Annotated in this window: 21 protein-coding genes and 7 tRNA genes; 13 read left to right on the forward strand and 15 right to left on the reverse strand. The window is 73.7% G+C overall.

All coding sequences use genetic code 11. The features are described from left to right. Window positions 1-62 precede the first annotated feature (62 nt). The gene (locus OG247_RS09445; protein ID WP_327251816.1) at window positions 63-686 is read left to right on the forward strand and encodes a histidine phosphatase family protein; all 624 of its coding nucleotides are present in this window, start codon (window positions 63-65) and stop codon (window positions 684-686) included. Here the strand turns inward: OG247_RS09445 and OG247_RS09450 are convergent. Together OG247_RS09450 and OG247_RS09455 are read right to left on the reverse strand one after the other, a co-directional pair. After that, the gene (locus OG247_RS09450) at window positions 683-1903 is read right to left on the reverse strand and encodes a hypothetical protein (RefSeq protein WP_327251817.1); all 1221 of its coding nucleotides are present in this window, start codon (window positions 1901-1903) and stop codon (window positions 683-685) included. The genes OG247_RS09445 and OG247_RS09450 overlap by 4 nt on opposite strands. Next, a complete protein-coding gene (locus OG247_RS09455) occupies window positions 1903-2493 on the reverse strand; it encodes a DUF4365 domain-containing protein (RefSeq protein ID WP_327251818.1) in 591 nt (196 codons plus the stop codon). The genes OG247_RS09450 and OG247_RS09455 overlap by 1 nt, the downstream gene beginning before the upstream one ends. A gap of 264 nt (window positions 2494-2757) precedes the next feature. On the opposite strand from OG247_RS09455, the gene OG247_RS09460 reads away from it, so the two are divergent. Then, window positions 2758-3483 (forward strand): 3'-5' exonuclease, encoded by a 726-nt coding sequence (locus OG247_RS09460; protein ID WP_243334222.1) that lies wholly within the window; start codon window positions 2758-2760, stop codon window positions 3481-3483. A 113-nt stretch (window positions 3484-3596) separates the two neighbouring features. On the opposite strand, the gene OG247_RS09465 is transcribed toward OG247_RS09460, so the two are convergent. Both OG247_RS09465 and OG247_RS09470 read right to left on the reverse strand, forming a co-directional pair. Continuing rightward, window positions 3597-3668: transfer RNA gene (locus OG247_RS09465), tRNA-Val, on the reverse strand. A gap of 38 nt (window positions 3669-3706) precedes the next feature. Then, the gene (locus OG247_RS09470) at window positions 3707-4231 is read right to left on the reverse strand and encodes an SRPBCC family protein (protein ID WP_327251819.1); all 525 of its coding nucleotides are present in this window, start codon (window positions 4229-4231) and stop codon (window positions 3707-3709) included. Between the two features lie 114 nt (window positions 4232-4345). Here OG247_RS09470 and OG247_RS09475 point away from each other — a divergent pair, with 114 nt between their 5' ends. Next, entirely contained in the window at window positions 4346-6769 is a 2424-nt protein-coding gene (locus OG247_RS09475; protein WP_327251820.1) for an SCO7613 C-terminal domain-containing membrane protein, read from the forward strand. Between the two features lie 84 nt (window positions 6770-6853). Here the strand turns inward: OG247_RS09475 and OG247_RS09480 are convergent. After that, window positions 6854-6925, reverse strand: a tRNA-Val gene (locus OG247_RS09480). 58 nt (window positions 6926-6983) lie between these two features. Continuing rightward, on the reverse strand, window positions 6984-7478 hold the full coding sequence (locus OG247_RS09485) for a TIGR02611 family protein (protein WP_327251821.1): 495 nt from the start codon (window positions 7476-7478) through the stop codon (window positions 6984-6986). A 177-nt stretch (window positions 7479-7655) separates the two neighbouring features. On the opposite strand from OG247_RS09485, the gene OG247_RS09490 reads away from it, so the two are divergent. Then, window positions 7656-8069, forward strand: a complete 414-nt coding sequence (locus tag OG247_RS09490) for an SsgA family sporulation/cell division regulator (protein ID WP_030011909.1) — start codon at window positions 7656-7658, stop codon at window positions 8067-8069. A gap of 231 nt (window positions 8070-8300) precedes the next feature. Then, window positions 8301-8927 (forward strand): CGNR zinc finger domain-containing protein, encoded by a 627-nt coding sequence (locus OG247_RS09495; protein ID WP_327251822.1) that lies wholly within the window; start codon window positions 8301-8303, stop codon window positions 8925-8927. Window positions 8928-9264: 337 nt separating this feature from the next. On the opposite strand, the gene OG247_RS09500 is transcribed toward OG247_RS09495, so the two are convergent. Continuing rightward, the gene (locus OG247_RS09500) at window positions 9265-9714 is read right to left on the reverse strand and encodes a hypothetical protein (RefSeq protein WP_327251823.1); all 450 of its coding nucleotides are present in this window, start codon (window positions 9712-9714) and stop codon (window positions 9265-9267) included. A 200-nt stretch (window positions 9715-9914) separates the two neighbouring features. Between OG247_RS09500 and OG247_RS09505 the strand changes: the two genes are divergently transcribed. Next, window positions 9915-10415: a DsbA family protein gene (locus OG247_RS09505; protein ID WP_327251824.1), complete on the forward strand. Its 501-nt coding sequence runs from the start codon at window positions 9915-9917 to the stop codon at window positions 10413-10415. 22 nt (window positions 10416-10437) lie between these two features. Here OG247_RS09505 and OG247_RS09510 read toward each other — a convergent pair whose 3' ends face one another. The 3 genes from OG247_RS09510 to OG247_RS09520 are packed head-to-tail and all read right to left on the reverse strand — an operon-like array spanning window position 10438 to window position 13282. Then, window positions 10438-11262, reverse strand: coding sequence for a GNAT family N-acetyltransferase (locus OG247_RS09510; protein ID WP_327251825.1), 825 nt, complete (start codon window positions 11260-11262; stop codon window positions 10438-10440). A 56-nt stretch (window positions 11263-11318) separates the two neighbouring features. Further along, window positions 11319-12146: an aminotransferase class IV gene (locus OG247_RS09515; RefSeq protein ID WP_327251826.1), complete on the reverse strand. Its 828-nt coding sequence runs from the start codon at window positions 12144-12146 to the stop codon at window positions 11319-11321. Continuing rightward, window positions 12143-13282 (reverse strand): chorismate-binding protein, encoded by a 1140-nt coding sequence (locus OG247_RS09520; protein WP_327251827.1) that lies wholly within the window; start codon window positions 13280-13282, stop codon window positions 12143-12145. Before OG247_RS09520 ends, OG247_RS09515 begins: the two co-directional genes overlap by 4 nt. Before the next feature lie 180 nt (window positions 13283-13462). On the opposite strand from OG247_RS09520, the gene OG247_RS09525 reads away from it, so the two are divergent. The 5 genes from OG247_RS09525 to OG247_RS09545 all read left to right on the forward strand — a co-directional run bounded on the left by OG247_RS09525 (window position 13463) and on the right by OG247_RS09545 (window position 13948). After that, window positions 13463-13535, forward strand: a tRNA-Gly gene (locus OG247_RS09525). A gap of 46 nt (window positions 13536-13581) precedes the next feature. After that, window positions 13582-13655: transfer RNA gene (locus tag OG247_RS09530), tRNA-Cys, on the forward strand. Window position 13656: 1 nt separating this feature from the next. After that, window positions 13657-13728: transfer RNA gene (locus tag OG247_RS09535), tRNA-Val, on the forward strand. Window positions 13729-13747: 19 nt separating this feature from the next. After that, window positions 13748-13819 (forward strand) — tRNA-Val (locus OG247_RS09540). A 54-nt stretch (window positions 13820-13873) separates the two neighbouring features. After that, window positions 13874-13948: transfer RNA gene (locus OG247_RS09545), tRNA-Val, on the forward strand. 56 nt (window positions 13949-14004) lie between these two features. On the opposite strand, the gene OG247_RS09550 is transcribed toward OG247_RS09545, so the two are convergent. The 3 genes from OG247_RS09550 to OG247_RS09560 all read right to left on the reverse strand — a co-directional run bounded on the left by OG247_RS09550 (window position 14005) and on the right by OG247_RS09560 (window position 16018). Then, the gene (locus tag OG247_RS09550) at window positions 14005-14319 is read right to left on the reverse strand and encodes a TFIIB-type zinc ribbon-containing protein (RefSeq protein ID WP_327251828.1); all 315 of its coding nucleotides are present in this window, start codon (window positions 14317-14319) and stop codon (window positions 14005-14007) included. A gap of 65 nt (window positions 14320-14384) precedes the next feature. Continuing rightward, window positions 14385-15338 carry a phosphotransferase family protein gene (locus OG247_RS09555; RefSeq protein WP_442813593.1) on the reverse strand — a complete coding sequence of 318 codons (954 nt, stop codon included), beginning with the start codon at window positions 15336-15338 and terminating at the stop codon, window positions 14385-14387. Window positions 15339-15832: 494 nt separating this feature from the next. Further along, complete coding sequence (locus OG247_RS09560) at window positions 15833-16018, reverse strand: hypothetical protein (protein ID WP_266876567.1); 186 nt, start codon at window positions 16016-16018, stop codon at window positions 15833-15835. 554 nt (window positions 16019-16572) lie between these two features. Here OG247_RS09560 and OG247_RS09565 point away from each other — a divergent pair. Together OG247_RS09565 and OG247_RS09570 are read left to right on the forward strand one after the other, a co-directional pair. Next, window positions 16573-17811 carry a serine/threonine-protein kinase gene (locus tag OG247_RS09565; protein WP_327251830.1) on the forward strand — a complete coding sequence of 413 codons (1239 nt, stop codon included), beginning with the start codon at window positions 16573-16575 and terminating at the stop codon, window positions 17809-17811. A 106-nt stretch (window positions 17812-17917) separates the two neighbouring features. After that, a complete protein-coding gene (locus OG247_RS09570; RefSeq protein WP_327251831.1) occupies window positions 17918-18874 on the forward strand; it encodes an IS481 family transposase in 957 nt (318 codons plus the stop codon). Window positions 18875-18877: 3 nt separating this feature from the next. On the opposite strand, the gene OG247_RS09575 is transcribed toward OG247_RS09570, so the two are convergent. Further along, entirely contained in the window at window positions 18878-19690 is an 813-nt protein-coding gene (locus OG247_RS09575; RefSeq protein ID WP_327251832.1) for a TrmH family RNA methyltransferase, read from the reverse strand. Between the two features lie 66 nt (window positions 19691-19756). Next, a complete protein-coding gene (gene cobA, locus OG247_RS09580) occupies window positions 19757-20977 on the reverse strand; it encodes a uroporphyrinogen-III C-methyltransferase (protein WP_327251833.1) in 1221 nt (406 codons plus the stop codon). Between the last annotated feature and the right edge of the window lie 394 nt (window positions 20978-21371).

Below are 21371 nucleotides of genomic sequence, written 5' to 3' on the forward strand. Positions count from 1 at the left end.
CCGCCGGAGGTGGCGGCGTCCCTGGATGCACAAGATCGTCAGTGGGCTCGGAGGAGTGTGTGATGACCGGCACGGCTACCCGTTACCTCTATCTCGTGCGGCACGGAGAGGCGGTGTCGGAGGAGGGCGGGCTGACGGAAGACGGCCGTCGGCAAGCCGTACTGCTCGGCCGGCGCCTGCGCGACGTCCCTCTCGCGGCCGTTCACCACGGCCCGCTGCCCCGGGCGCGGCAGACCGCGCGTCTGATCGGCGAGCAGCTGGAGAACGTCCCCCTGCACGTCTCGGACGTTGCCGGTGACTACGTTCCCCACCTGCCGGCGCGGCAGGAGCTTCCGGCGGATTCCGCGGACCTCTTCCTCCGCTTCCTCGCGGATGTCACCGAGGAGGAGCGGGCGCGGGGACCGGTGCTGGCCAGGCGGGCGCTGGACCTGTTCACCGGGCCGGTGGACGGTGAGGAGGACCGGCACGAGCTGGTCGTGACCCACAACTTCCTGGTCGCCTGGCTCGTCCGGGAGGCCATGGACGCGCCGCGGTGGCGCTGGCTCGGCCTCAACCACGCCAACGCCGCCCTCACGGTCATCCGCTACGCGCCCGGCCGGCCCGCCTGCGTCCTCGTCTCCAACGACATGCGGCACCTGCCCCCCGAGCTGCGCTGGACGGGCTTTCCCTCCGAGCTGCACGTCTAGTCGTCCGACGGCAGCACGTCCCCGGCGTCGAGGGACTCGTCCAGGGACTTCATCAGCCGGTCCCGCTCGACCTCGTCCAGGGGGACCGGGCGGACGTCCGCCGCGTCCGTCAGGCGGCGGAACCCGCCCCGGCGCTGCAGGCGGCCGCTGACCCGGATCGGCAGGCCGACCAGGTGCGCGTGGCCCGCCACCCGGTACGACTCCTCGTCGAGCACCACCCGGACGTACGGGATCTCCGCCCCGGCGAGGACCCGCAGCCGGACCGTGCCCCCGCCGCCCGGGGCCGAGCGGCGCATCCTGACCACCGCGCCCGCCACCCGGACCGGGACCGCCGGCTCGTCCCGCGTGTAGCGCGCGGCCGCCTCCCGGAGCACCGGGAGGTCGCCGGGCGAGAACTCCACCGGCTCCGGCCGGGCCGCGCACCCCGCCGGGACCCCCGCCGCAGGGGCCCACGCGAGGGCCACCCGGGCCCCCTCCGAGCCGCGGACCAGCGAGATGAGCGCCTCGGCGAGCTCCCGGCTGACCCCGGCCTCGACCGCCGCGTCGAAGGCTTCCATGCCGCCGGTGGCCCGCCGGTAGTCCACGGCCTCTCGGGCGGCGTGCAGCGCGTGGTGAAGCCGGGTCACGGTGCCCCGGCCCCCGTCGACGGGGACGTACGCGGTCAGCCGCCGCCCGCCCGGAGCCGGCCCGACCAGGACCCCGTCCAGCGACCGCTCCGCCCGGCCCCGGTGCCGGGCTCCGTAGTATCCGGCCCGCGCCCGGTCGGCCAGGGCCCCGGCGAGGAGCAGCTGGCGGGCGGCCGAGCGGAGCTGTTCCTGGATCGTCCAGTCAGCCTCGCCCTGGAGTCCGTACGCCCCTCGCGGGATCTCGCGGTCCCAGCGGATCTCGTCGCTCGGCACGCTGAGCCCGTACAACACCTCGCGCGCCGACGGCAGCGCGCTGCGCGAGAGCGCGCTGAGCGCCTCTTCGAGCAGGTCGGCGCAGTCGGGGAAGGCCCGGCTCTCGGGGACGAGGAGGCTGGTGCCGCCGCTGCCCGTGGCGTACGGGGCTGGCGGCGTCCAGCGCCCGTACCGTCCGGCGGCGCCGCCGCGGCGCAGCCAGCCGTGCCGGTGCAGCAGTGCGCCGAGCACGAGCGGATCGATCTCCGCGGGATCGGGGGCGCCCGCGGCGAACTCCTGTGGGGAGAGCGGCTCCAGGTGCGGTGACTGCCAGTTCATCAAGGTGTCCCTCCCGACCCGACCCGGGTCATGATCTCGCAGAGCGCCCGGTCGTCGAAGATCCGCGTGGTCGGGATCCGTACGGTGGTCCGGCGCCGGCCGGTCACGGGGTGTCCGGCGAGATTGGTCCAGTAGCAGCAGTGCCGCAGGTCGAGCCGGTCGTGTCCGGCGCTCAGCCATTGGTCGCGTTCCCGCGGGACGAGCATCACGACGAGGATCTTGTGCACGGCGACCGGGGTGCGGGCCAGCTTCACCAGGTGCTCGTTGTCGAGGGTGAAGCCGAAGGTGGGCCCGGCCGGTCCGGCCGGTATCTGGTAGGTCGCCTTGAGCTGGACCTTGATGGTCACCTCGTCGTCGACGACGTGCTCGGGGGCGCCGTGACTGACGTGCCAGTCGATGCCGTTGTCGGGAAAGGGCTGGGACAGCGAGCAGCCGGCCGCGGCGACGACGGCGTGCAGGTATCCCACCTGGAGGGTCTCCATGCAGGCGGTGGTGGCGAGCGTGCCGCGCAGCGGTCCGCTCCGCGGGTCGGTCCGCGGAGCGATCCGTCCCGCGAGCACCCCGCCCGGTTCGGGCTGCGCGAGCGCCATGGCCGGCTCCCCATGCCTTCCGGGCTGTCCCGTTTCAAGCGGCCGTGTCAGGCCGCGTCCGGTCCGATTCAGGTCCGTTTCAGGGTGTCGGGGTTGACGACCGGTCATGTGTGCGGTCCCCCAGTTGAGTTGTCTCCGCAGTCGGCGTGCCGCAAACGGCGTACGGGGCAAAGAGCCCGGGTATCACCGTTTCGGGCAAGGGTGGCGGACCTGGGGCGCGGTGCCCGGTGGGGCCATCTGCCGACGGGTGACGAGGAGTTCGCCATGACACGCTGGTACGAGGGCCCGCTGGCCGCATTCGACACGGAGACGACCGGGGTGGACGTGGAACGGGACCGGATCGTGTCCGCCGCGCTCATCGTGCAGGAGTGCGCGGGCGGCCGGATCCGCTCGACGCGCTGGCTGGTCAATCCCGGCATCCCGGTACCTCCGGGGGCCACGGAAGTGCACGGTCTGACCGACGATCACCTCCAGCGCAACGGGCGGTGGCCCGCGCCGGTGGTGGAGGAGATAGCCCGCGCGCTCGGGGAGCAGCAGGTGGCGGGGAGGCCGGTGGTGGTGATGAACGCGCCGTTCGACCTGACGCTGCTGGACCGGGAGTTGCGCCGGCACCGGGCGTCCTCACTGGCCCGGTACCTGGACAACAGGCCGCTGACGGTGCTGGATCCGCGGGTGCTGGACAAGCATCTGGACCGCTACCGCAAGGGGCGCCGGACGCTGACGGATCTGTGCGCGCACTACGGGATAGAGCTGGAGGGGGCCCATGACGCGGGCGCGGACGCGCTGGCGTCGCTGGAGCTCGTACGGGCCGTGGGGCGCCGGTTCGCGGGCCGGCTGGAGCGGTTGTCGCCTGCGGAGCTGCACACGCTCCAGCAGGTGTGGCACGCGGCTCAGGCGCGGGGACTGCAGGCGTGGTTCGCGCGGCAGGGCACACCGGAGTCGGTGGATCCGCACTGGCCGCTGCGGCCGGAGCTGCCCGCGGCGGCGTGAGGGGCCCGCACGGAAGGGGCCCGCACGGAAGGGCCGGTACGGAAGGGGCCCGCACGGAAGGCCCCGTACATGCGGAAGGCCGGTCCGTCATAAGACGGACCGGCCTGTCCCGGTGGGCGATACTGGGATCGAACCAGTGACCCCTTCGGTGTGAACGAAGTGCTCTCCCGCTGAGCTAATCGCCCGGGAACGGTGTGAACAATACAGAAGGCTCGGGGCTGGTTCAAACCGCTTCCGGCCGGGCCGCGAGATGTGCGGCGAGCCCACGCCGACCGGCCCGCATCATCAGGGCGTGGTTGAGCCGGAACACCGGCCGCCCGGGGAACGCGAGCACGCGCATCAGGGGGCGGCGCACCTCGACCTCCTGCTCGTACAGGGCCCGCGTCCCGCCGGACCGCGGTCGTACGGTCCAGCGCGCCCAGCCCTCCAGGTCGCCGAGCAGGGCGACCTCCAGGATCCCGCGCACGGGGTCCCGCAGGAGTTCGGCCGCGCTCACGCGCAGGGTGTACAGGAGGGCGGAGCGGATGAAGGCGGTGCCGCTGCTCCCGTCTCCGGCGGGGGCGACGGAGCGGATCTGGGGCCACCACAGGGGGTAGGACTCGGGGCGTTCCAGGGCGGCGTAGACCCGGGCGGGCGCCGCGTCGAGGTCCCACACGCTGCGGAAGCGGTAACGGGTCCACCGGCCACCGGGGTTGGCGGGGGCAACGCGGCCGCGGCCGGGCCTGCCGCCGCGGCTGCTTCGGTCCATGTCCCCAGTCTTGCGCGGGGCGGGGGCGCACACCGGGTACTCAGCCGGAACTCATCCGGAGATGAGTACGCGCACCCATGTCCTGACGGGGTGACGGGCACCACACTCCGAACCATGGACAACCCCCTGCCGCCGGCCGAGGAGCTCGTGCTCATCGACCGCGAACTGATCCAACTCGACGCCCGGCGCCACTTCCTGCTGAGTCGCCGCGCGTGGCTGCTGGCCGCTCAGGCACCCCACGCGTGGGGTGCGCCCGCCCGGCCGAAGGCGTCCGCGCAGGCCACGGAGGCCTCGGCCCCCAGTGCGCAGAACGTGCTGCTGGTCCTGGGCGCGGTGCTGCTCGCGGTCGCTGCGCTGGCGTTCACGCTGGTCAGCTGGGGATCCCTCGGAATCACCGGGCGCAGCGCGGTGCTCGCCGTGGTGACCGCGGCGGCGCTGGGCGCCCCGGTGGCGCTGCTGCGCCGGGGGCTGCGCTCGACCGCCGAGGCGGTGGCCGCCGTCGGCCTGCTGCTGACGGTGCTGGACGCGTACGCGCTGTACGCCGTCGGCATGCCGGAGGTGGACGGCACGGCCTACGCGGCGGGCGCGACCGCGGTACTGGCCGCGGGCTGGGCCGCGTACGGCTGGGTGCCGGCCGCGCGGGCGCTGCGGGCCCCCTTGCCCGCGGCGCTGCTGACGGCCCAGCTCCCGCTGCCGCTGGCGGCGCTGGCCGGCGGGGCGACGGGACCGGAGCTGGGCTGGGCCCTGCTGGCGACGGGGGCCCTGGACGCGGGGCTCGCGCTGCTCCGGCCGGGGCGCTGGTCCTCCTGGGCGGGGGCGGCGGGCTCGGTGGCGGGCGGGGCGGCGCTGCTGACGGGTCTGGCGGATTCGGTGGCGGCGGAGTCGGCGGGCGGGGCCCTGGGCCCGTCGGCGCTGCTGGCGGCGGTCGCCGCACTGGCGGTGGTGGTGGCCTGGCGCAGCGCCCGGATGCCGGTGGCGTTCGCCGTGACGGGCGCCCTCGCGGCGGTGGCCGCCCTGGGAGGTCTGGCGGCGCCGGAGCTGCGCCCGCCCTGGGGTGCGGTCGGATACCTGGTGGTGGCCCTCCCCCTGCTGGGGGCGCTACGGGTCTCCGCGCTCCCGGAGCCGGTCCGGCGCGGCCTCGCCCTGGCCGGTGCGGGGGTGGCCGTCCTGGAGGCGGTCACCGCCTTGGCCTGGGTGGCGAGGGTGCTGATGGGCCGGCTGCGGGCGTTGGAAGAGGTCTGGTCGGTGACGACTCCCGCCACGGCGGCCGGGAACGGCCCCGGGCTCGCTCCGCTGGTGGCGCTGCTGCTGACGGCCGGGGCCGCGTGGTGGCTGGTCCGGGTGCTCCCGGGGCGCCGGGAACCGGGGGTCGCCGCGGTGGCCCTGGGCTGGGCGGCGCTGTTCACGGCGCCCGTCGTGCTGGACCCGGCTCCGGGCGCGGTCTTCGCGGCCCAGCTCGCGGTGACGCTGGCGGCGGGAGCGCTCGCGCTGCGGTCCACGGAGGTGGCGGTCGCCGGCGACGGCAGCCCCGCGGGCGCCGGGTCCACGGGCGCCGGGTCCACGGGCGCCGGTCGCGGACCGGCGGGGATCGCCGCTGGGGTGTGTGCGCTGGCGGGGGCCGGGAACGTGTCCGTGGCGGCCCTGGACGGCCGACTGGCCACCTTCGGGGTGCTCGGCCTGCTGGGGGCCGCCTGCGCCGCGGGGGCGGCGTACCGGGCCGCTCCGGCGTGGGCCCGCGCGGGGGCGGCGGCGCTCGCCGTCGGGTACGCGGCGCTGCTCGTGGTGGCGCTGGGCGCACTGCTGGAGCGGCCGGTGGCCTGGTGGGCCCCGCCGCTGCTGGTGGTCCCGGCCGCGGTGGCGGCGCTCGGGCCGCGGCTGGGCCCCGTACGGGTCCCGGCGGAAGCCGCGGCGGCCGCGGCGGGCCTCCTCGCGGTGGCCCTGGCCACCGGGGACGCTCCGGTGCTCGCGCTGGTCCTGGCGCTGGCCGGGGTGGTGTGCGCGGCGGCGGCGGTACGGCCCGAGCGCCGGTCGGCGGCGGGCTGGCCGGCCGGGGCGCTGCTCCTCGCGGCGACCTGGGTACGGCTCGCGGCTTCGGAGGTGACGGTGCCCGAGGCGTACACCCTGCCGGTGACGGCGGCGGCGCTGGCCGTGGGGTTCCTGCGGCGGCGCCGTGATCCGCTGGCCGGGTCCTGGGCGGCGTACGGACCGGGTCTGGCGGCGACCCTGCTGCCGAGCACCCTCGCGGTGTGGGGCGATCCGCACTGGCTGCGGCCGCTGCTGCTGGGGACGGCCGCGCTCGGGGTGACCCTGGCCGGTGCCCGCGGCCGGCTCCGGGCCCCGCTGCTGCTGGGCGGGGCGACGCTGGCGGCGGTGGCCCTGCACGAGCTGACCCCGTACGTCGTCCAGGTGGTGGACGCGCTGCCGCGCTGGCTGCCGCCGGCCCTGGCGGGGGTGCTGCTGCTGGTGGTGGGGGCCACCTACGAGAAGCGGCTGCGCGACGCCCGCCGGCTGCGGGAGGCCATCGGCCGGCTGAGGTAGCCCGGCGGGGCCGGAGCCGGGGCCGGACGGGTGAAAACGCCAGCGGCCCGGAGACTGTGAAAGTCTCCGGGCCGCTGGTCCGGGTGGGCGATACTGGGTTCGAACCAGTGACCCCTTCGGTGTGAACGAAGTGCTCTCCCACTGAGCTAATCGCCCGGACGCACCGCAAACATTACCGCATGTCAGCGGTGCTCTCCGCCATGGTCGGGCGGGCTCACTCCACCTCGCGGTTCCAGGGCAGCACGAGCCCGTACTTCCACAGGTAGAAGCCGATCAGGACGCCCGCGATCACGAGCCCGACGCTGGTCAGGATGATGTTGCGCCGGCGGACCTTCGGGTCCAGGGCCTTCTGGGCGGCTTCGCTGACCTTGCGCTTGGTCCAGCGCAAGGCGAGGTGGGCCCAGGCGAATTCGGTGGCCCAGATCGCGAGGCCCGCGAAGATCGCCACCCAGCCCGGCCCGGGCAGGACCAGCATGGCGATGCCCGCGCCGATGACGGCGAGGCCGACGACGAAGACGCCGACCTGCCAGCTCAGATGCAGGCCCCGGCGGGCCTTGATGAAGGCCGGCGCCTTGGAGACGTGCGGCGCCTCCTCGGTGGCGGGCCCCGCCGCGGAATCGGCCGCGGCCCCGGTGGTGGATTCGGCTGCGGACTCGACTGCGGATTCGGCGGCGGACTCGTTGGTCTCGCGGTCACTCCCCGTGTTCATGGGGACGAATCTACCGGAGGTCCCAGCACACGTGAATGGTCGTTTGGATCCGCCGTCCGAGGGACCCAGAGGTCCGCAAAACGGTCAGAGGGGTTTACAACGGCACCGTAGGTGGCATGTCGATTTCGCCGACGTGCGAATCCCCGAGCGCACACTGAGCGAAAGGCCCTGGCGCTTATGAACACCACGGTCAGCTGCGAGCTGCACCTGCGCCTCGTTGTGTCGAGCGAGTCCTCACTGCCTGTTCCCGCGGGCCTGCGGTATGACACGGCCGATCCCTACGCCGTGCACGCCACCTTCCACACCGGCGCCGAGGAGACGGTCGAATGGGTATTCGCCCGCGACCTCCTCGCCGAGGGCCTTCACCGGCCCACCGGTACCGGCGACGTCCGTGTCTGGCCGTCCCGCAGCCACGGTCAGGGGGTCGTCTGCATCGCCCTGAGCTCACCGGAGGGAGAAGCGCTGCTCGAAGCACCCGCCCGAGCACTGGAGTCGTTCCTCAAGCGGACGGACGCCGCGGTTCCACCAGGAACCGAACACCGGCACTTCGACCTCGACAAGGAGCTCTCCCACATCCTGGCCGAATCCTGAGCCAGGCCTACAGAGGGAACCCTCCCCCGGCTGAGTCCGGGGGCCGTACGACACCGTCCGACTCGGGGCGACGGTGCACGGCGGACAACCACATACGGAAGTGCCGGCGCTGTTCACGCGGAAGCCACCCGCGCGGACGGCGCCGGTGCGCTTGGGGGGCGACCCGCTAGAGTCGGCCAGCGGCGGCGGCAGCAGACCGTCACCGCAGGCCCGGCCCTTCAGGGAGACCCCGTGCAGATCCCCCACGACACCCGTCGCGCGCTCGACGTCGTCGTCGCGCTGGTGAACACCTCTGCCGAGACGGAGCAGCCCGACGCGCTGGCGGACGTGAACGCGCTGCGCGCTTTCGTCCACGAGTACGCGATCAGCGACGTCGGCGAGCTCAGCGCCCGCGACCTCGCCGGCGTGCGCACGGTGCGCGGCAAATTCGCCCAGGTCTTCGCGGCGCCGAACTCCCGCATCGCCTCCGTGCTGATCAACGAGCTGGTCGCGACGGCCGGCACCACCCCGCAGCTGACCAACCACGACGGCTATGACTGGCACGTGCACTACTTCGCCCCGGGCGCCTCGGTGGGCGACCACCTGGCGGCCGACGGCGGCATGGCGCTGGCCTTCATCGTGGTCTCGGGCGAGCAGGAGCGGCTGCGCCGCTGCGAGGCCCCGGACTGCCGGCGGGCCTTCGTCGACCTCTCCCGCAACCGCTCCCGGCGCTACTGCGACAGCCGTACCTGCGGGAACCGGCTGCACGTGGCGGCGTACCGGGCCCGGCGCAAATCGGAGCTGGGCACGGAGCCGGGCTCAGAGCAGGAAGAGATCGTGCACGGCGGCGAGGAGCAGCAAGCCGCCGATCACACCTAGGAAGATCATCAGGGGCGGCTGGGAGAGCGCGAAGAGGCAGCCTCTCGGCTCCTCGGCGACGGGGACGGTGGCCGGCGCGGGAACAGCCGGCTCACCCGGTGATGTGTCGAGCATGTCGGGGCGATGATGGCCCAGCGAACCCGCGCGCACCGCTCAACACGCCAAACGGAACCCGCGAGTTCACCGGATCCCGTCAGATCAGGTGGTTCCCGGACCGGATCGCCCCGACGACCGGGACCACTGCGGCCACGGTCACGGAGCGGCCGGGGCCATGCAGCGGCCCGGTTCGTACAGCAGCCCGGTTCATACAGCAGCCCGGTTCATACAGCGGCCGGGATCATATGCCGTGCTTCTTGAGGATCGCCTCGATGTCGGAGAAGTCCTCGGCGGGCGCGGCGGCCGGAGCCGGCCGCGGGCGGGCACCGTCACCCAGCGAGGGCGCGGAAGCGGCCGGGGCGACGGCCTCCGGGGCCGGGCGGCCCTTGGCGGCCTTCGGCCTCTTCTGCTTCCCCTCGCCCTCCCCCGCGCCCAGTCCGCGCCGCTCTATCGCGCGGGTGGTGATGAAGAGCAGCCAGGCCAGCCCCAGCACGGCGAACCCGGCCCAGACGGTCGGCTTGAAGACGATTCCGGTCGCCCAGGCCACGACGCCCGTCATCACCAGGCCGACGGGCACCAGCGAGTACGCCGCGATCCGCGCGGCCGCGAGGAATCGCTTGCGGTAGGCGGTCAGCGCGGCGATGCCCAGGCCCGCCGCGGACACCGCGGAGCAAATGGTCTCGGCGAGCATGCGGGGCCTCCAGGGGCGGATCGGTCGGTCGCACCCGGCCGGCGAGCCGGGCGTTCTGTCCCCATCCATCCTGCACCGGTGACCCTCGCCCTGGCCACGGCCGGAGCCCCGCGCGGGCGGATCTCCGGGACATCTCCGGGTCCCGTCTCCTCCCCAGGTCCCGGTCCGTGCTCGTCCCCGCGGGCTGGGAGACTGTCCGTATGACCGATTCCGTGATCCTCGACGTCTGGTGCGAACTCCAGTGCCCGGACTGCCACAGCGCTCTGGACGACGTGCGCGCCCTGCGGGCCCGCTACGGCGACCGGCTGGACATCCGGCTGCGCCACTTCCCGCTGGAGAAGCACAAGCACGCCTTCGCCGCCGCCCAGGCCGCGGAGGAGGCCGCCGAGCAGGGCCAGGGCTGGCCGTACGTGGAAGCCGTACTGGCTCGTACCGCGGAGCTCGGCAAGGCGGGCGAATCGGTACTCGTCGAGGTCGCGCGTGAACTGGGCCTGGACGCCGAGGAGTTCGACACCGCCCTGATCGACGGCCGGCACATCCTGATCGTGGACGCCGACCAGGCCGAGGGCAAGGCGATCGGCGTGACCGGCACCCCGACGTACGTGATCGACGGCGAGCGCCTCGACGGCGGCAAGAGCCAGGACGGCCTGCGCGAGCGCATCGAGGAGATCGCCGACCGACTGCTCGCCGCGGACGCCTAGGTCTCCTCCGGTCCTGAGGTTCCTAGATCAGGTCCTTGGTGTAGTTGACGTCGGTCGTCCGGTAGCCGAGGGACTCGTAGAGCCGCACGGCCGGGACGTTGTCGCTGAAGACGTGCAGTGCGAGCACCCGGTGGCCGGCGGCGAGGGCGGTGCGTTCCGCGAGGAGCATCAGGTCCCGGCCGTAGCCGCGGCCGCGGTGCTCCTCGGCGACCGCGACGTCGTAGACGTAGGACGCCCCGCCGCTCGGCGCGACCCACACGGTGCCCACGGGGACGCCGGCCGCCTCCAGCACGGAGAAGCTGACGTCGGGGGTGGCCAGGCCCAGGGGCAGCATGGCCGCGTGGTCGTTCGCCGACTTCACGTGCGCGGCGGCGGCCGGCATGCCCCGGCTGATCCAGTTCTGCGCGTACTCCTCCAGTCCCGCCGCGTGCCAGGTCTCGAACTCGGCCTCCGTCATCGGGCGGCCGGCCACCCCCTCGGACAGCGCGGGCGGCTCGGCCGGGAGTTCCTTGGCCATGTTGCGGCTGTACTCCGCGTACCCGAGGGCGGCCGCCAGGCGCAGGCCGCCCGCCGAACCGGCCGGGACCGAGACGCGGACCCGCCGGCAGCCCCAGCCGCGCAGCACCTCCTCGGCGGCGAGCGCGGCGACCGTGGCGCGGCCGCGCCGGCGGTCGGGCTCCTCGACGGCGAGCTCGCGGATCTCGGCGACCGTCGGCCCGAAGGGGGTGTCGGCGGCGAGCAGCAGGGCGCCGACGCGCCTGCTGTTGACGCGGATCTCGTACGGGCGCGAACGCGCCCCGCCGGTGCTCTGCTGAAGCGGCCCGCTCGGCCGCAGGGTGGTGGTCATCAATCGAGTTCTACCCGCCCTGCGGCCCGATGGACAGCGAATAGGTCCGGTCCCGGTCAGGAGCGGGGGTCGGCGTCCTCGGCGGAGCGGGCGTCGAAGATCCGCATGGCCTCCGCCGTGACGGGGCCGGGGGCGGAGCCCAGCTCGCGCCCGTCGATCCGTACGACGGCCTGGACGTCGCGCAGGGAGGAGGTCAGGAAGACCTCCTCGGCCTGTTCCAGGGCTTCGAAGGGCAGGTCCGTCTCCTTGGCCCCGCACCATTCGGCGACGAGGGCCCGGGTGATGCCCGCGAGGCAGCCGGAGGCCACGGGCGGGGTGTGCAGCTGCCCGTCGAGGACGACGAACACGTTGGAGCCGGTGCCCTCGCAGAGCCGCCCGACGGTGTTGGCGAAGAGGGCCTCGGAGGCGCCCGCCCGGTGGGCGGCGGCGAGCGCCACCACGTTCTCGGCGTACGAGGTGGTCTTCAGGCCCACCACGGCGGAGCGTTCGTTGCGCACCCAGGGGACGGTGACCACGGCGGTGGTGTCGGGACGGCGGGTGGCCCCCGCGAGGGCGACGATCAGCGTCGGTCCGGCCTCGCCCCGGTCGGAGCCGAGCGGCGAGACGCCCCCGGTGTAGGTGACGCGCAGCCGGCCGAGCGGCAGCGGGTTGGCCGCCAGTACGGCGGCGCACGCGCGGCGCACCTCGTCCAGGTCGGGGTCCGGCAGGCCGAGGCCGCGGGCCGAGCGGGTCAGCCGCTCGAGGTGCCGGGTGAGCGCGAAGGTGGTCCCGCCCTCCGCCTTGAGCGTCTCGAAGACCCCGTCGCCGACGGTGAGGCCGTGGTCGAACACGGACACCTTCGCTTCGTCGGCGTCCCTCAGTGCTCCGTCGAGCCAGATCCTCACCGTACGGTCCTCCCGCTTTCGTCCGTCTGTGCATCGATCGCGCCGACGGCGCCGATCTCGCTGATCGCGCCGATCGCCCCGCCCGCGCCGGTCGCGTGCGCTTCGATCGCTCCCGACGCTACCCGCAGCAGCCGGGCGGCCTTCAGTTCGGTCTCCGCCCACTCGCGGTCGGGGTCGGAGCCCCAGGTGATCCCGGCGCCGGTTCCGAAGAGCAGCCGGGGGCCGCCGGGGGCCGTGCGGTCGATCCAGAAGGTCCGGATGCCGACGGCGAGCTCGGCGGTGCCCCGGTCCGCGTCGACCCAGCCGATGCCCCCGCAGTAGGGGCCGCGCGGGGCGGTCTCCAGGGCCTCGATGATCCGCAGGGCCGAGGATTTGGGGGCTCCGGTGACGGAGCCGGGCGGGAAGGTGGCGGCGAGCAGCTCGGGCCAGCCGGCGCCGTCGGCGAGTTCCCCGGCGACGGTGGAGACGAGGTGGACGAGGCCCGGGTGTTCTTCGAGCGCGCACAGTTCGGGGACGGTCACCGAGCCGGTGGCGCAGACGCGGCCGAGGTCGTTGCGTACGAGGTCCACGATCATCACGTTCTCGGCGTGGTCCTTGGGCAGCAGATCGGCGGCGGTGCGGCCGGTGCCCTTGATCGGGCCCGACTCGACGCGGCGGCCGCTGCGGCGCAGGTAGAGCTCGGGGGACGCGGTGGCGATCTCGACGCCGTGCGCCGGTAGCCGAATCGTTCCTGCATAGGGGGCCGGGTTGCCGCGCGCGAGCAGCGCCGTGAGGGCGTCCACATCGGCACCCGCCGGATCGGGAAGCGGCGCGGACATCACGCGGCAGAGGTTGGCCTGGTAGACCTCGCCCGCCTCGATGTGCTCGCGGATGCGGCGTACGCCCGCGGTGTACGCGGCCCGGTCGAGGGAGGAGGTCCACTCGTCCGCGTCGGGGCCGCGCCAGGCCCCTGGGACGGGGGCCGGCACCGGGTCGGGGCGTATGTCTCCGAAGCGCGCGCAGACGAGACGGCCTTCGAAATCGGCCGTCACCGCCCAGAAGCCGGTGGAGTCCAGGGCGGCGGGATCACTGGTGACATCTCGGAGATCGGTCGCGAGAAGGCCGCCGAAGCGGGCGAGAGGAGGCAGGTCGTGCACGGCTGCGAGTCTATGACCGGTGACGCCCGGGCGCCGGTGAGGCGTCTGCCGGGTGACCGGCGGTGATCGGGCGGCAGCACGCTGCGGAAACGCGTTTTTGAGCTGGCCCGGGAATCCGCTAGAGTTCAACACGTCGCCAGGGAGCGAAGGGGCAAAACCCCGGAGCGAACACGGTGACCTGCGGACGTAGCTCAGTTGGTAGAGCACCACCTTGCCAAGGTGGATGTCGCGAGTTCGAGTCTCGTCGTCCGCTCTGAGGTGGGGGATCATCTTTCCCGAGGACCCCCTGCTTGCTCCATGGTGGAGTGGCCGAGAGGCGAGGCAACGGCCTGCAAAGCCGTCTACACGGGTTCAAATCCCGTCTCCACCTCCAAGGACGATTAGCTCAGCGGGAGAGCGCTTCCCTGACACGGAAGAGGTCACTGGTTCAATCCCAGTATCGTCCACTGGTCCGCAAGGACCCCCGCGCGATTAGCTCAGCGGGAGAGCGCTTCCCTGACACGGAAGAGGTCACTGGTTCAATCCCAGTATCGCGCACGCAGTACGCTTCACACCTACCACCTGCGGTGTTCGCACCGTGAACGTGGTCCCGCGCGATTAGCTCAGCGGGAGAGCGCTTCCCTGACACGGAAGAGGTCACTGGTTCAATCCCAGTATCGCGCACCAGTAGTCGCCAAGCCCCGGCCGTTTCCACGGCCGGGGCTTTCGCGTGTTGCGCCGGCTCAGGAGGAGAAGAGCATCCGGCCGAGGCCGCCCTTGCGGTGGCCGTGGCCGTGACCGTAGCCGCCGTGCTGCGGGGCGCCCCAGGCGGGCGCGGGCGCGGCGTGCTGCTGCGGGTACGCGGCAGGCGCCGGGGCCGGCGGGGCGGCCGGGGGCGGGACCTGGCCGTACTGGGAGGTGTACTGGGACTCCAGACGGGTCAGCGCCTCGAGCTCGCCGTAGTCGAGGAAGATGCCGCGGCAACCGCTGCACTGCTCTATCTGGACACCGTTGCGGTTGTAGGTGTGCATCATCGCGTGACACTTCGGACACTGCATGACCGGATCAACTCCTCGCCGTTCGCTTCGACACCGGATGCGTACCCGGTGGCGTGAGGCTCACCCTACGACGGAGCCTCCGGCTCCAAGTCGGGCGGGAGGGAGGCAATTCGGGCACAGGCCTCCACCATCAGCCGCTCCATGTCGTCGAGTCGGCGCCGCTCGCGGGCGGCCTTGGCGAGGGCCAGCGCGGCCGTCTGCACGGTGAGCGCGCGGGCGGCGAGATCGAGTTCCGGCCAGGGATCGCTGCCCGGAGCACCGGCCGCGGGACCGCCGGCGCCCCGGTAGGCGTCGAGGAAGCGCAGCCAGGTCTCCGTGTCCAGCAGCCCGGCGGCGTACCAGGCGGCGGGCCGGGCGAGGTCCCAGGCGGGCGTGCCGAGTCCCAGGTCGTCCACGTCGATCAGCAGCCAGCCCCCGGCCGGGCTCCGGACCAGCTGCCCGAGGTGCAGGTCACCGTGGCACAGCGCCCCGCCCGATGGCGCCGCCCCCTCCCCCCGGGCCCACCCGGGGAGCGTGGCCGCGGCGACCCGGACGAGACCCGCCATCCGCGCGGCGTCGGCGTCCACGTCCCCGGCCGGGCACCCCGGGATCCTGACCCCGGCCTGCCGGCCCCCGGGCCCCGCACCGGCCGGCGGAGCAGGATCCGCCGGCCGGCCCTGCCCGGCGGACGCGCGTACGCGGGCGCGGACCCGGGGCGGGTGCGCCACGTCGAGCCGGTGGAGGGCGCGGGCGAGCTTCGCCGGGCCGCGCATCGGGGGGACCGGGTACGGAAGGTGGTGGAGCGGGGTCCGGTGGAGGGCCGCCAGGAGCTCGGCGGCCGGCTCCCAGGGGGCCTCCTCGGGGCGGTCCGGAGCGACCGGAGCACCGTAGGGCCACAGGGAGACGGGCCGGGAACCGACCAGGCCGAGCCCGGTGTGCAGCGGGGGCAGCAGCACTCCGGCCAGCGCCGGGTCCCCGGCCACGCGGATGCGTACCGCCAGGGCGTCGGGATCGCTGTCGCCCGCGTGTGCCTTGGCCACGACGTCCCCGCAGCGGACCACGGTGCCGTCGTCGCGGTCCGCGAGGAGTACGTACTCCGCCGCGCCCGCGTACGCGGCGAGCGCGGCCGCGCTCACTCGCTCCAGCCGAACCACGCCTCGGCTCTCCCCGTGCCCCGCACCCCGGGCGGGTGCTCCTCGGGACGAGAGTACGCAGCACGGGGCCGGGCGGCAGTGGCGGTACTCCGGACGGATACCGCCGGACGGAGTCCGGCGCAGCGGCCCCAAGCCCGGGCGGCGCGCCAGCGCTGAACTGGGGCGCGCCGGGGGGCGTCGGGGGGTGGATCGCGAAGGCGCGCGGGACGGGGCGCGTCATGAGGGCGTGCGCGGGCATGAGAAAGGGTGCTGCGCGTCCGGCTCCCCAGCCGTACGCGCAGCACCCTTCACCTGCCGTCCGTCGACCGCTCCCCCGTCCCCACGGGGTTCGGCCGGTGACAGTCCCGGCCCAGGCCGCTCTCCTGGGCCCGGGGCGCCGCTCAGCGCCCCAACATCACGCTTACGGACGACGCCTGTGCCACCACCTGGTCGAAGCCTCCGAAGAGGAAGAGCAGGAGGGCGGCCAGGGGGAGCACCATGGCCGCGGCCACCAGTGGGTGGCGACGACCGGACTCATGGCTGTTGAACGCGAATGCCTTGCGTCCCTGCCGTGCGATGTCCGCCATGGTCCTCTCCCTGTCGTTTGGCAGCGGCGGGTTTATGACCTCGGGGGACGAGTGCTCTCCACCCGCCGCTTGTCTTCAACACTAGGTGCGGGGAAGGCTCCTGGCCTCATGCCTTCGTACCCATTGCCTGGCCTCCAGGAGGATGACCCGTGCACCCCGCGCGTACTCCCCTGGGTGGAGACCGGTCCCCCGCTCTGAGGGTCATCCCGGAGGGGATCACCGGAGCGTAGTGACTTCGCTCACTTCCGTCACTCACCGCACACGTCCGGCCGCCGACCAGGCACTCCCAAGATCAACCGCGCGGGGCCGGCCGCCCCCGCGGCCGCCGCTCCCCCTCCACCCCGCCCCGGACCCCAATTCCCTTGTCTCCAGCCCGGCTTGACCGAACCACCCCGGTCCGCACATGCGTCCTACCGGTGGTTCGGTGAATCCCCAAGTGGACTGCCCCGTACTGACAATCGAATCCCCCGGCGAGGGCGCGGCCTCTGAGCGCGCATGCCGGATGGTCCGTAAGCTGTGCCACGTCAACAGGACGACCGGTCAGCGGGGTGGACATGGCGATGATGCGGCTCCGGCGCGAGGACCCGCGTGTCGTCGGCTCGTTCAGGCTGCACCGGCGCCTCGGCGCCGGCGGCATGGGCGTCGTCTATCTGGGCTCCGACCGGCGCGGACAGCGCGTCGCGCTCAAGGTGATTCGGCCGGACCTCGCCGAGGACCAGGAGTTCCGCTCGCGCTTCGCCCGAGAGGTCTCCGCCGCCCGGCGGATCCGCGGCGGGTGCACCGCGCGCCTGGTGGCCGCGGACCTGGAGGCGGAGCGCCCCTGGTTCGCCACGCAGTACGTGCCCGGCCCCTCCCTGCACGACAAGGTGGCCGAGGAGGGCCCCCTGACGGCCGTGGCCATCGCCGCCATCGGCGCCGCGCTCTCCGAGGGACTGGTCGCCGTACACGAGGCCGGGGTGGTCCACCGCGACCTCAAGCCCTCGAACATCCTGCTGTCGCCCAAGGGCCCCCGCATCATCGACTTCGGCATCGCCTGGGCCACCGGCGCCAGCACCCTCACCCACGTGGGAACAGCCGTCGGCTCCCCCGGCTTCCTGGCGCCCGAGCAGGTCCGCGGAGCCGCCGTGACGCCCGCCACCGACGTCTTCTCCCTCGGCGCCACCCTCGCCTACGCGGCCACCGCCGACTCGCCCTTCGGGCACGGCAGTTCCGAGGTCATGCTCTACCGCGTGGTGCACGAGGAGCCCCACCTCCAGGGTGTTCCGGACGCGCTCGCCCCCCTCGTACGGGCCTGCCTGGCGAAGGATCCCGACGAGCGGCCGACCACCCTCCAGCTGTCGATGCGGCTCAAGGAGATCGCGGCCCGCGAGGCGCACGGAATGGGCGAGAGCCGTCCGCCGGCGCAGCGGGCGCGGACCGAGCGGCCGACGGGGCGACTGCCCGAGGACTACGCCGAGGGGTACGCCGAGCAGCGCACGGAGCGCCGCGGCGCCGGCACCCCCGTGCCGGGACGAGCGGGTACGGGAACCGGAGCGGGCCAGGCGAAGACGCCGGCCAAGGGTCAGGGACCGCGCGGCGGGCCCGACTCGCGGCCTTCCTCGCCCCGGAGCACCGGCTCGCGGGGCCCCGGCTCCACCGCCGGGCGTACGGGCGGCCGCCCGGCTCCCCGTACGACGGGCACGGGGCGGCGGCCGTCCCGGCCGGACCCCAGGCTGATGCGCCAGCGCCTGATCGTCTTCGTCGTGGTGACGTTGCTCGTGGCGCTGGGCATCGCACTGGCCCAGAAGCTCTAGGTGTATTGATCACGAGCGTTGTTGACACCTGGCAGGTCTTGAACATGGCGAAGACCTCCGGTGTGGTGGGAGCTGTCTAGGAACCCATTGCACAACGGAGGTCTTCGTGTCCCACCGTAATGCCCGGCTGACTGTCTTCGGTAGGCGCCTGCTGGTCGATCGGGTCGCATCGGGACGTCCGGTCGCCCACGTAGCAGCCGAGATGGGCATATCGCGGGCCACTGCCCACAAGTGGGTGCGCCGGTGGCGGGCCGAGGGCGAGGCGGGTCTTCACGACCGGTCCAGCCGGCCTCACAGGACGCCGCACCGGACCCCGGCCGCCATCGAGGCGAAGGTCTGCGACCTGCGTCGGACCCGCAAGCTGGGCCCCGCGAGGATCGGCCCGGTCCCGGGCCTGCCCGCCTCGACCGTCCACCGGATCCTGACCCGCCACGGCCTGAACCGGCTCGCCTGGTTCGACCGCCCCACCGGCACCGTGATCCGCCGCTACGAACGCGACCGCCCGGGCGAGCTGGTCCACATCGACGTGAAGAAACTCGGCCGGATCCCCGACGGCGGCGGCCACAAAGTCCTGGGCCGCCAGGCCGGCCGCACCACCCGCTCCGCCATGGGCTTCGACTACGTCCACTCCACCGTCGACGACCACTCCCGCCTCGCCTACAGCGAGATCCACCCAGACGAGAAAGCCGCCACCTGCGCGGCCTTCCTCACCCGCGCGGCCGCGTTCCTCCTCTCCCAGGGCATCACCCGCATCGAACGGGTCCTGACCGACAACGCCTGGGCCTACCGCAAAGGCCTGGCCTGGAAGAACGTCCTGGCCGACCTCGGCGCGAGCGGCAAACTCACCCGCCCCTACCGGCCCCAGACCAACGGCAAAGTCGAACGCTTCAACCGCACCCTGCTGGACGAATGGGCCTACCTACGGCCCTACACCTCAAACGACGAACGGACAGCAGCCCTGACAGACTTCCTCCACACCTACAACCACCACCGCTGCCACACCGCACTCGACGGCAAACCACCCATCAGCCGCGTCAACAACCCTGCAGGTCAATACATCTAGGGCCTACGGGCGGCCGCTGGCCACCGCGTAGAAGGCGACGGCCGCGGCCGCGCCCACGTTCAGCGAGTCCACCCCGTGCGCCATCGGGATCCGTACCCACTCGTCGGCCGCGACCAGTGCCTGCGTCGACAGTCCGTCCCCCTCCGCGCCCAGCATCAGCGCGACCCGCTCCAGGTCCTGGGGGGCCGCCTCGTCGATCGGCGAGGCCTTCTGGTGCGGGGTGAGGGCGAGCAGCTTGAATCCCGCCTCGCGCACCGAGTCCAGGCCCTTGGGCCAGGCTTCGAGCCGGGCGTACGGGACGGAGAACACCGCGCCCATGGAGACCTTGACGGAGCGCCGGTACAGCGGGTCCGCGCAGTCGGGCGAGAGCAGCACCGCGTCCATGCCGAGGGCGGCCGCGCTGCGGAAGATGGCCCCGATGTTGGTGTGGTCGTTGACCGCTTCCATGATGACCACGCGCCGGGTGGTGGCGAGCAGTTCCTCGGCCGTGGGCAGCGGCTTGCGCTGCATGGAGGCGAGGGCGCCGCGGTGCACGTGGTAGCCGGTGACGCGCTCGGCGAGCTCCGGGCTGACGGCGTACACCGGGGCCGGGAGCTCGTCGATGACGTCGCGCATGACGTCGACCCACTTCGCGGAGAGCAGCATCGAGCGCATCTCGTACCCGGCGTCCTTGGCGCGTCTGATCACCTTCTCGCCCTCGGCGATGAAGAGACCTTCCGCGGGCTCGCGCCTGCGCCGGAGTTCGACGTCGGTCAGGCCCGTGTAATCGCGCAGGCGCGGGTCGTCGGGGTCCTCGACGGTGATGAGATCAGCCACAGGGTGATACTGCCTTGTCCTGGGTGCGGTGCCAACGGCTCTGCGGGGTTGCGCGAACGCGGGGTGTCACTCGGCCGCGGGCCGGTGGACCTTCACCACGTCGCCGATCACGATGACGGCGGGCGGCCTGACCTCCTGGGCCTTGACGGTCTCCCCGACCGTGGCCAGGGTGGCGTCCACGCGGCGCTGGGAGGCGGTGGTGCCCTCCTGGATGACGGCGACGGCGGTGTCGGCGGGGCGGCCGTGGCGCACCAGCGCCTCGGCGATCAGGCCGATCTTGTCGACGCCCATGAGGATGACCAGGGTGCCGGTGAGCTTGGCGAGGGAGGCCCAGTCCACCAGGGAGCGCGGATCGTCGGGGCCGACGTGGCCGCTGACCACGGTGAACTCGTGGGCCACGCCCCGGTGGGTGACCGGGATGCCGGCCGCGCCGGGCACGGAGATCGAGCTGGAGATGCCGGGCACGACCGTGCAGGGGATGCCTGCCTCGGCGAGGGCCTGGAGCTCCTCCATGCCGCGGCCGAAGACGTACGGGTCCCCGCCCTTGAGCCGGACCACGGCCTTGCCGGCCCTGGCGTGCGTGATCAGGGCGTCGTTGATGGCTTCCTGAGCCATGAAACGGCCGTACGGGATCTTCGCGGCGTCGATGACCTCGACGTGCGGCGGGAGCTCGTCGAGGAGGTCACGGGGGCCCAGCCGGTCGGCGATGACCACGTCGGCCTCGGCGAGCAGGCGGCGGCCGCGGACCGTGATCAGGTCCGGGTCGCCGGGGCCTCCGCCGACCAGGGACACACCGGGGGTGTGCGGGCGGGCGGCGGTCAGGGAACCGTCCCGCAGTCCCTCGACGACCGCGTCGCGGACGGCGGCGGAGCGGCGGGGGTCGTTGCCGCTCAGTACGGCGACGGTGACGCCCTCCACCCGGCCGGTGGCCGGGGTCCAGGCGCTCGCGGCCTCGGCGTCGTCGGCGCGGACGCACCAGATCCGCTCGCGCTCGGCTTCGGCGGAGGCGGCGTCGTTGGCGGCACGGTCCCGGGTGGCGACCAGGGCGTACCAGGCTCCGGCGAGGTCGCCGTCCTCGTAGCGGCGGCGCTCCCAGCGGATCTCGCCGGTCTCCGCCATGGCATCCACGGAGGGGGTGGCGGAGGGCGAGATCAGGACGATGTCGGCGCCGGCCGCGATGAGCGCGGGCAGTCGGCGCTGGGCGACCTGGCCACCGCCGATCACGACGACTCGGCGGCCCGTGAGACGGAGTCCGACGGGGTAGGCGGGGTGTGCCGGGTGTCCCATGGCGGTTGCGGCTCCTGATGCGGCGGTGACGGCGGGCCGCTGCGTCGCTGGAGCGGCTGATCGGGCGGTGACGTGCGGTGGCCCGTCCGGGGTCCACGATACGACCCACCTGCGCGGTGGTCGCCCCGGGGGGCGGCTGCCCCGGCCCGCCGGTGCCCCGGCTCCGCCCCAGGCCACGGGGCTCCCGCCCCATGATCCCGGGCCCGTACGCGGGCTCCCGTCCCGGGTCGGCTGCGCGGCGCCTGGCCGACGCGGCTCGACGGAAGCCCTGCGGGGCTCTCCCCCACCCCGCCCCTTCCCGAAACCGGGGCTCCGCCCCGGACCCCGCTCCTCAAACGCCGGAGGGGCTGGATGTGGCCCGGAGGGGCTGGGTGTGGCCTAGGGGCTGGGTGTG

This window comes from Streptomyces sp. NBC_01244 (assembly GCF_035987325.1).
Taxonomy (GTDB): domain Bacteria; phylum Actinomycetota; class Actinomycetes; order Streptomycetales; family Streptomycetaceae; genus Streptomyces.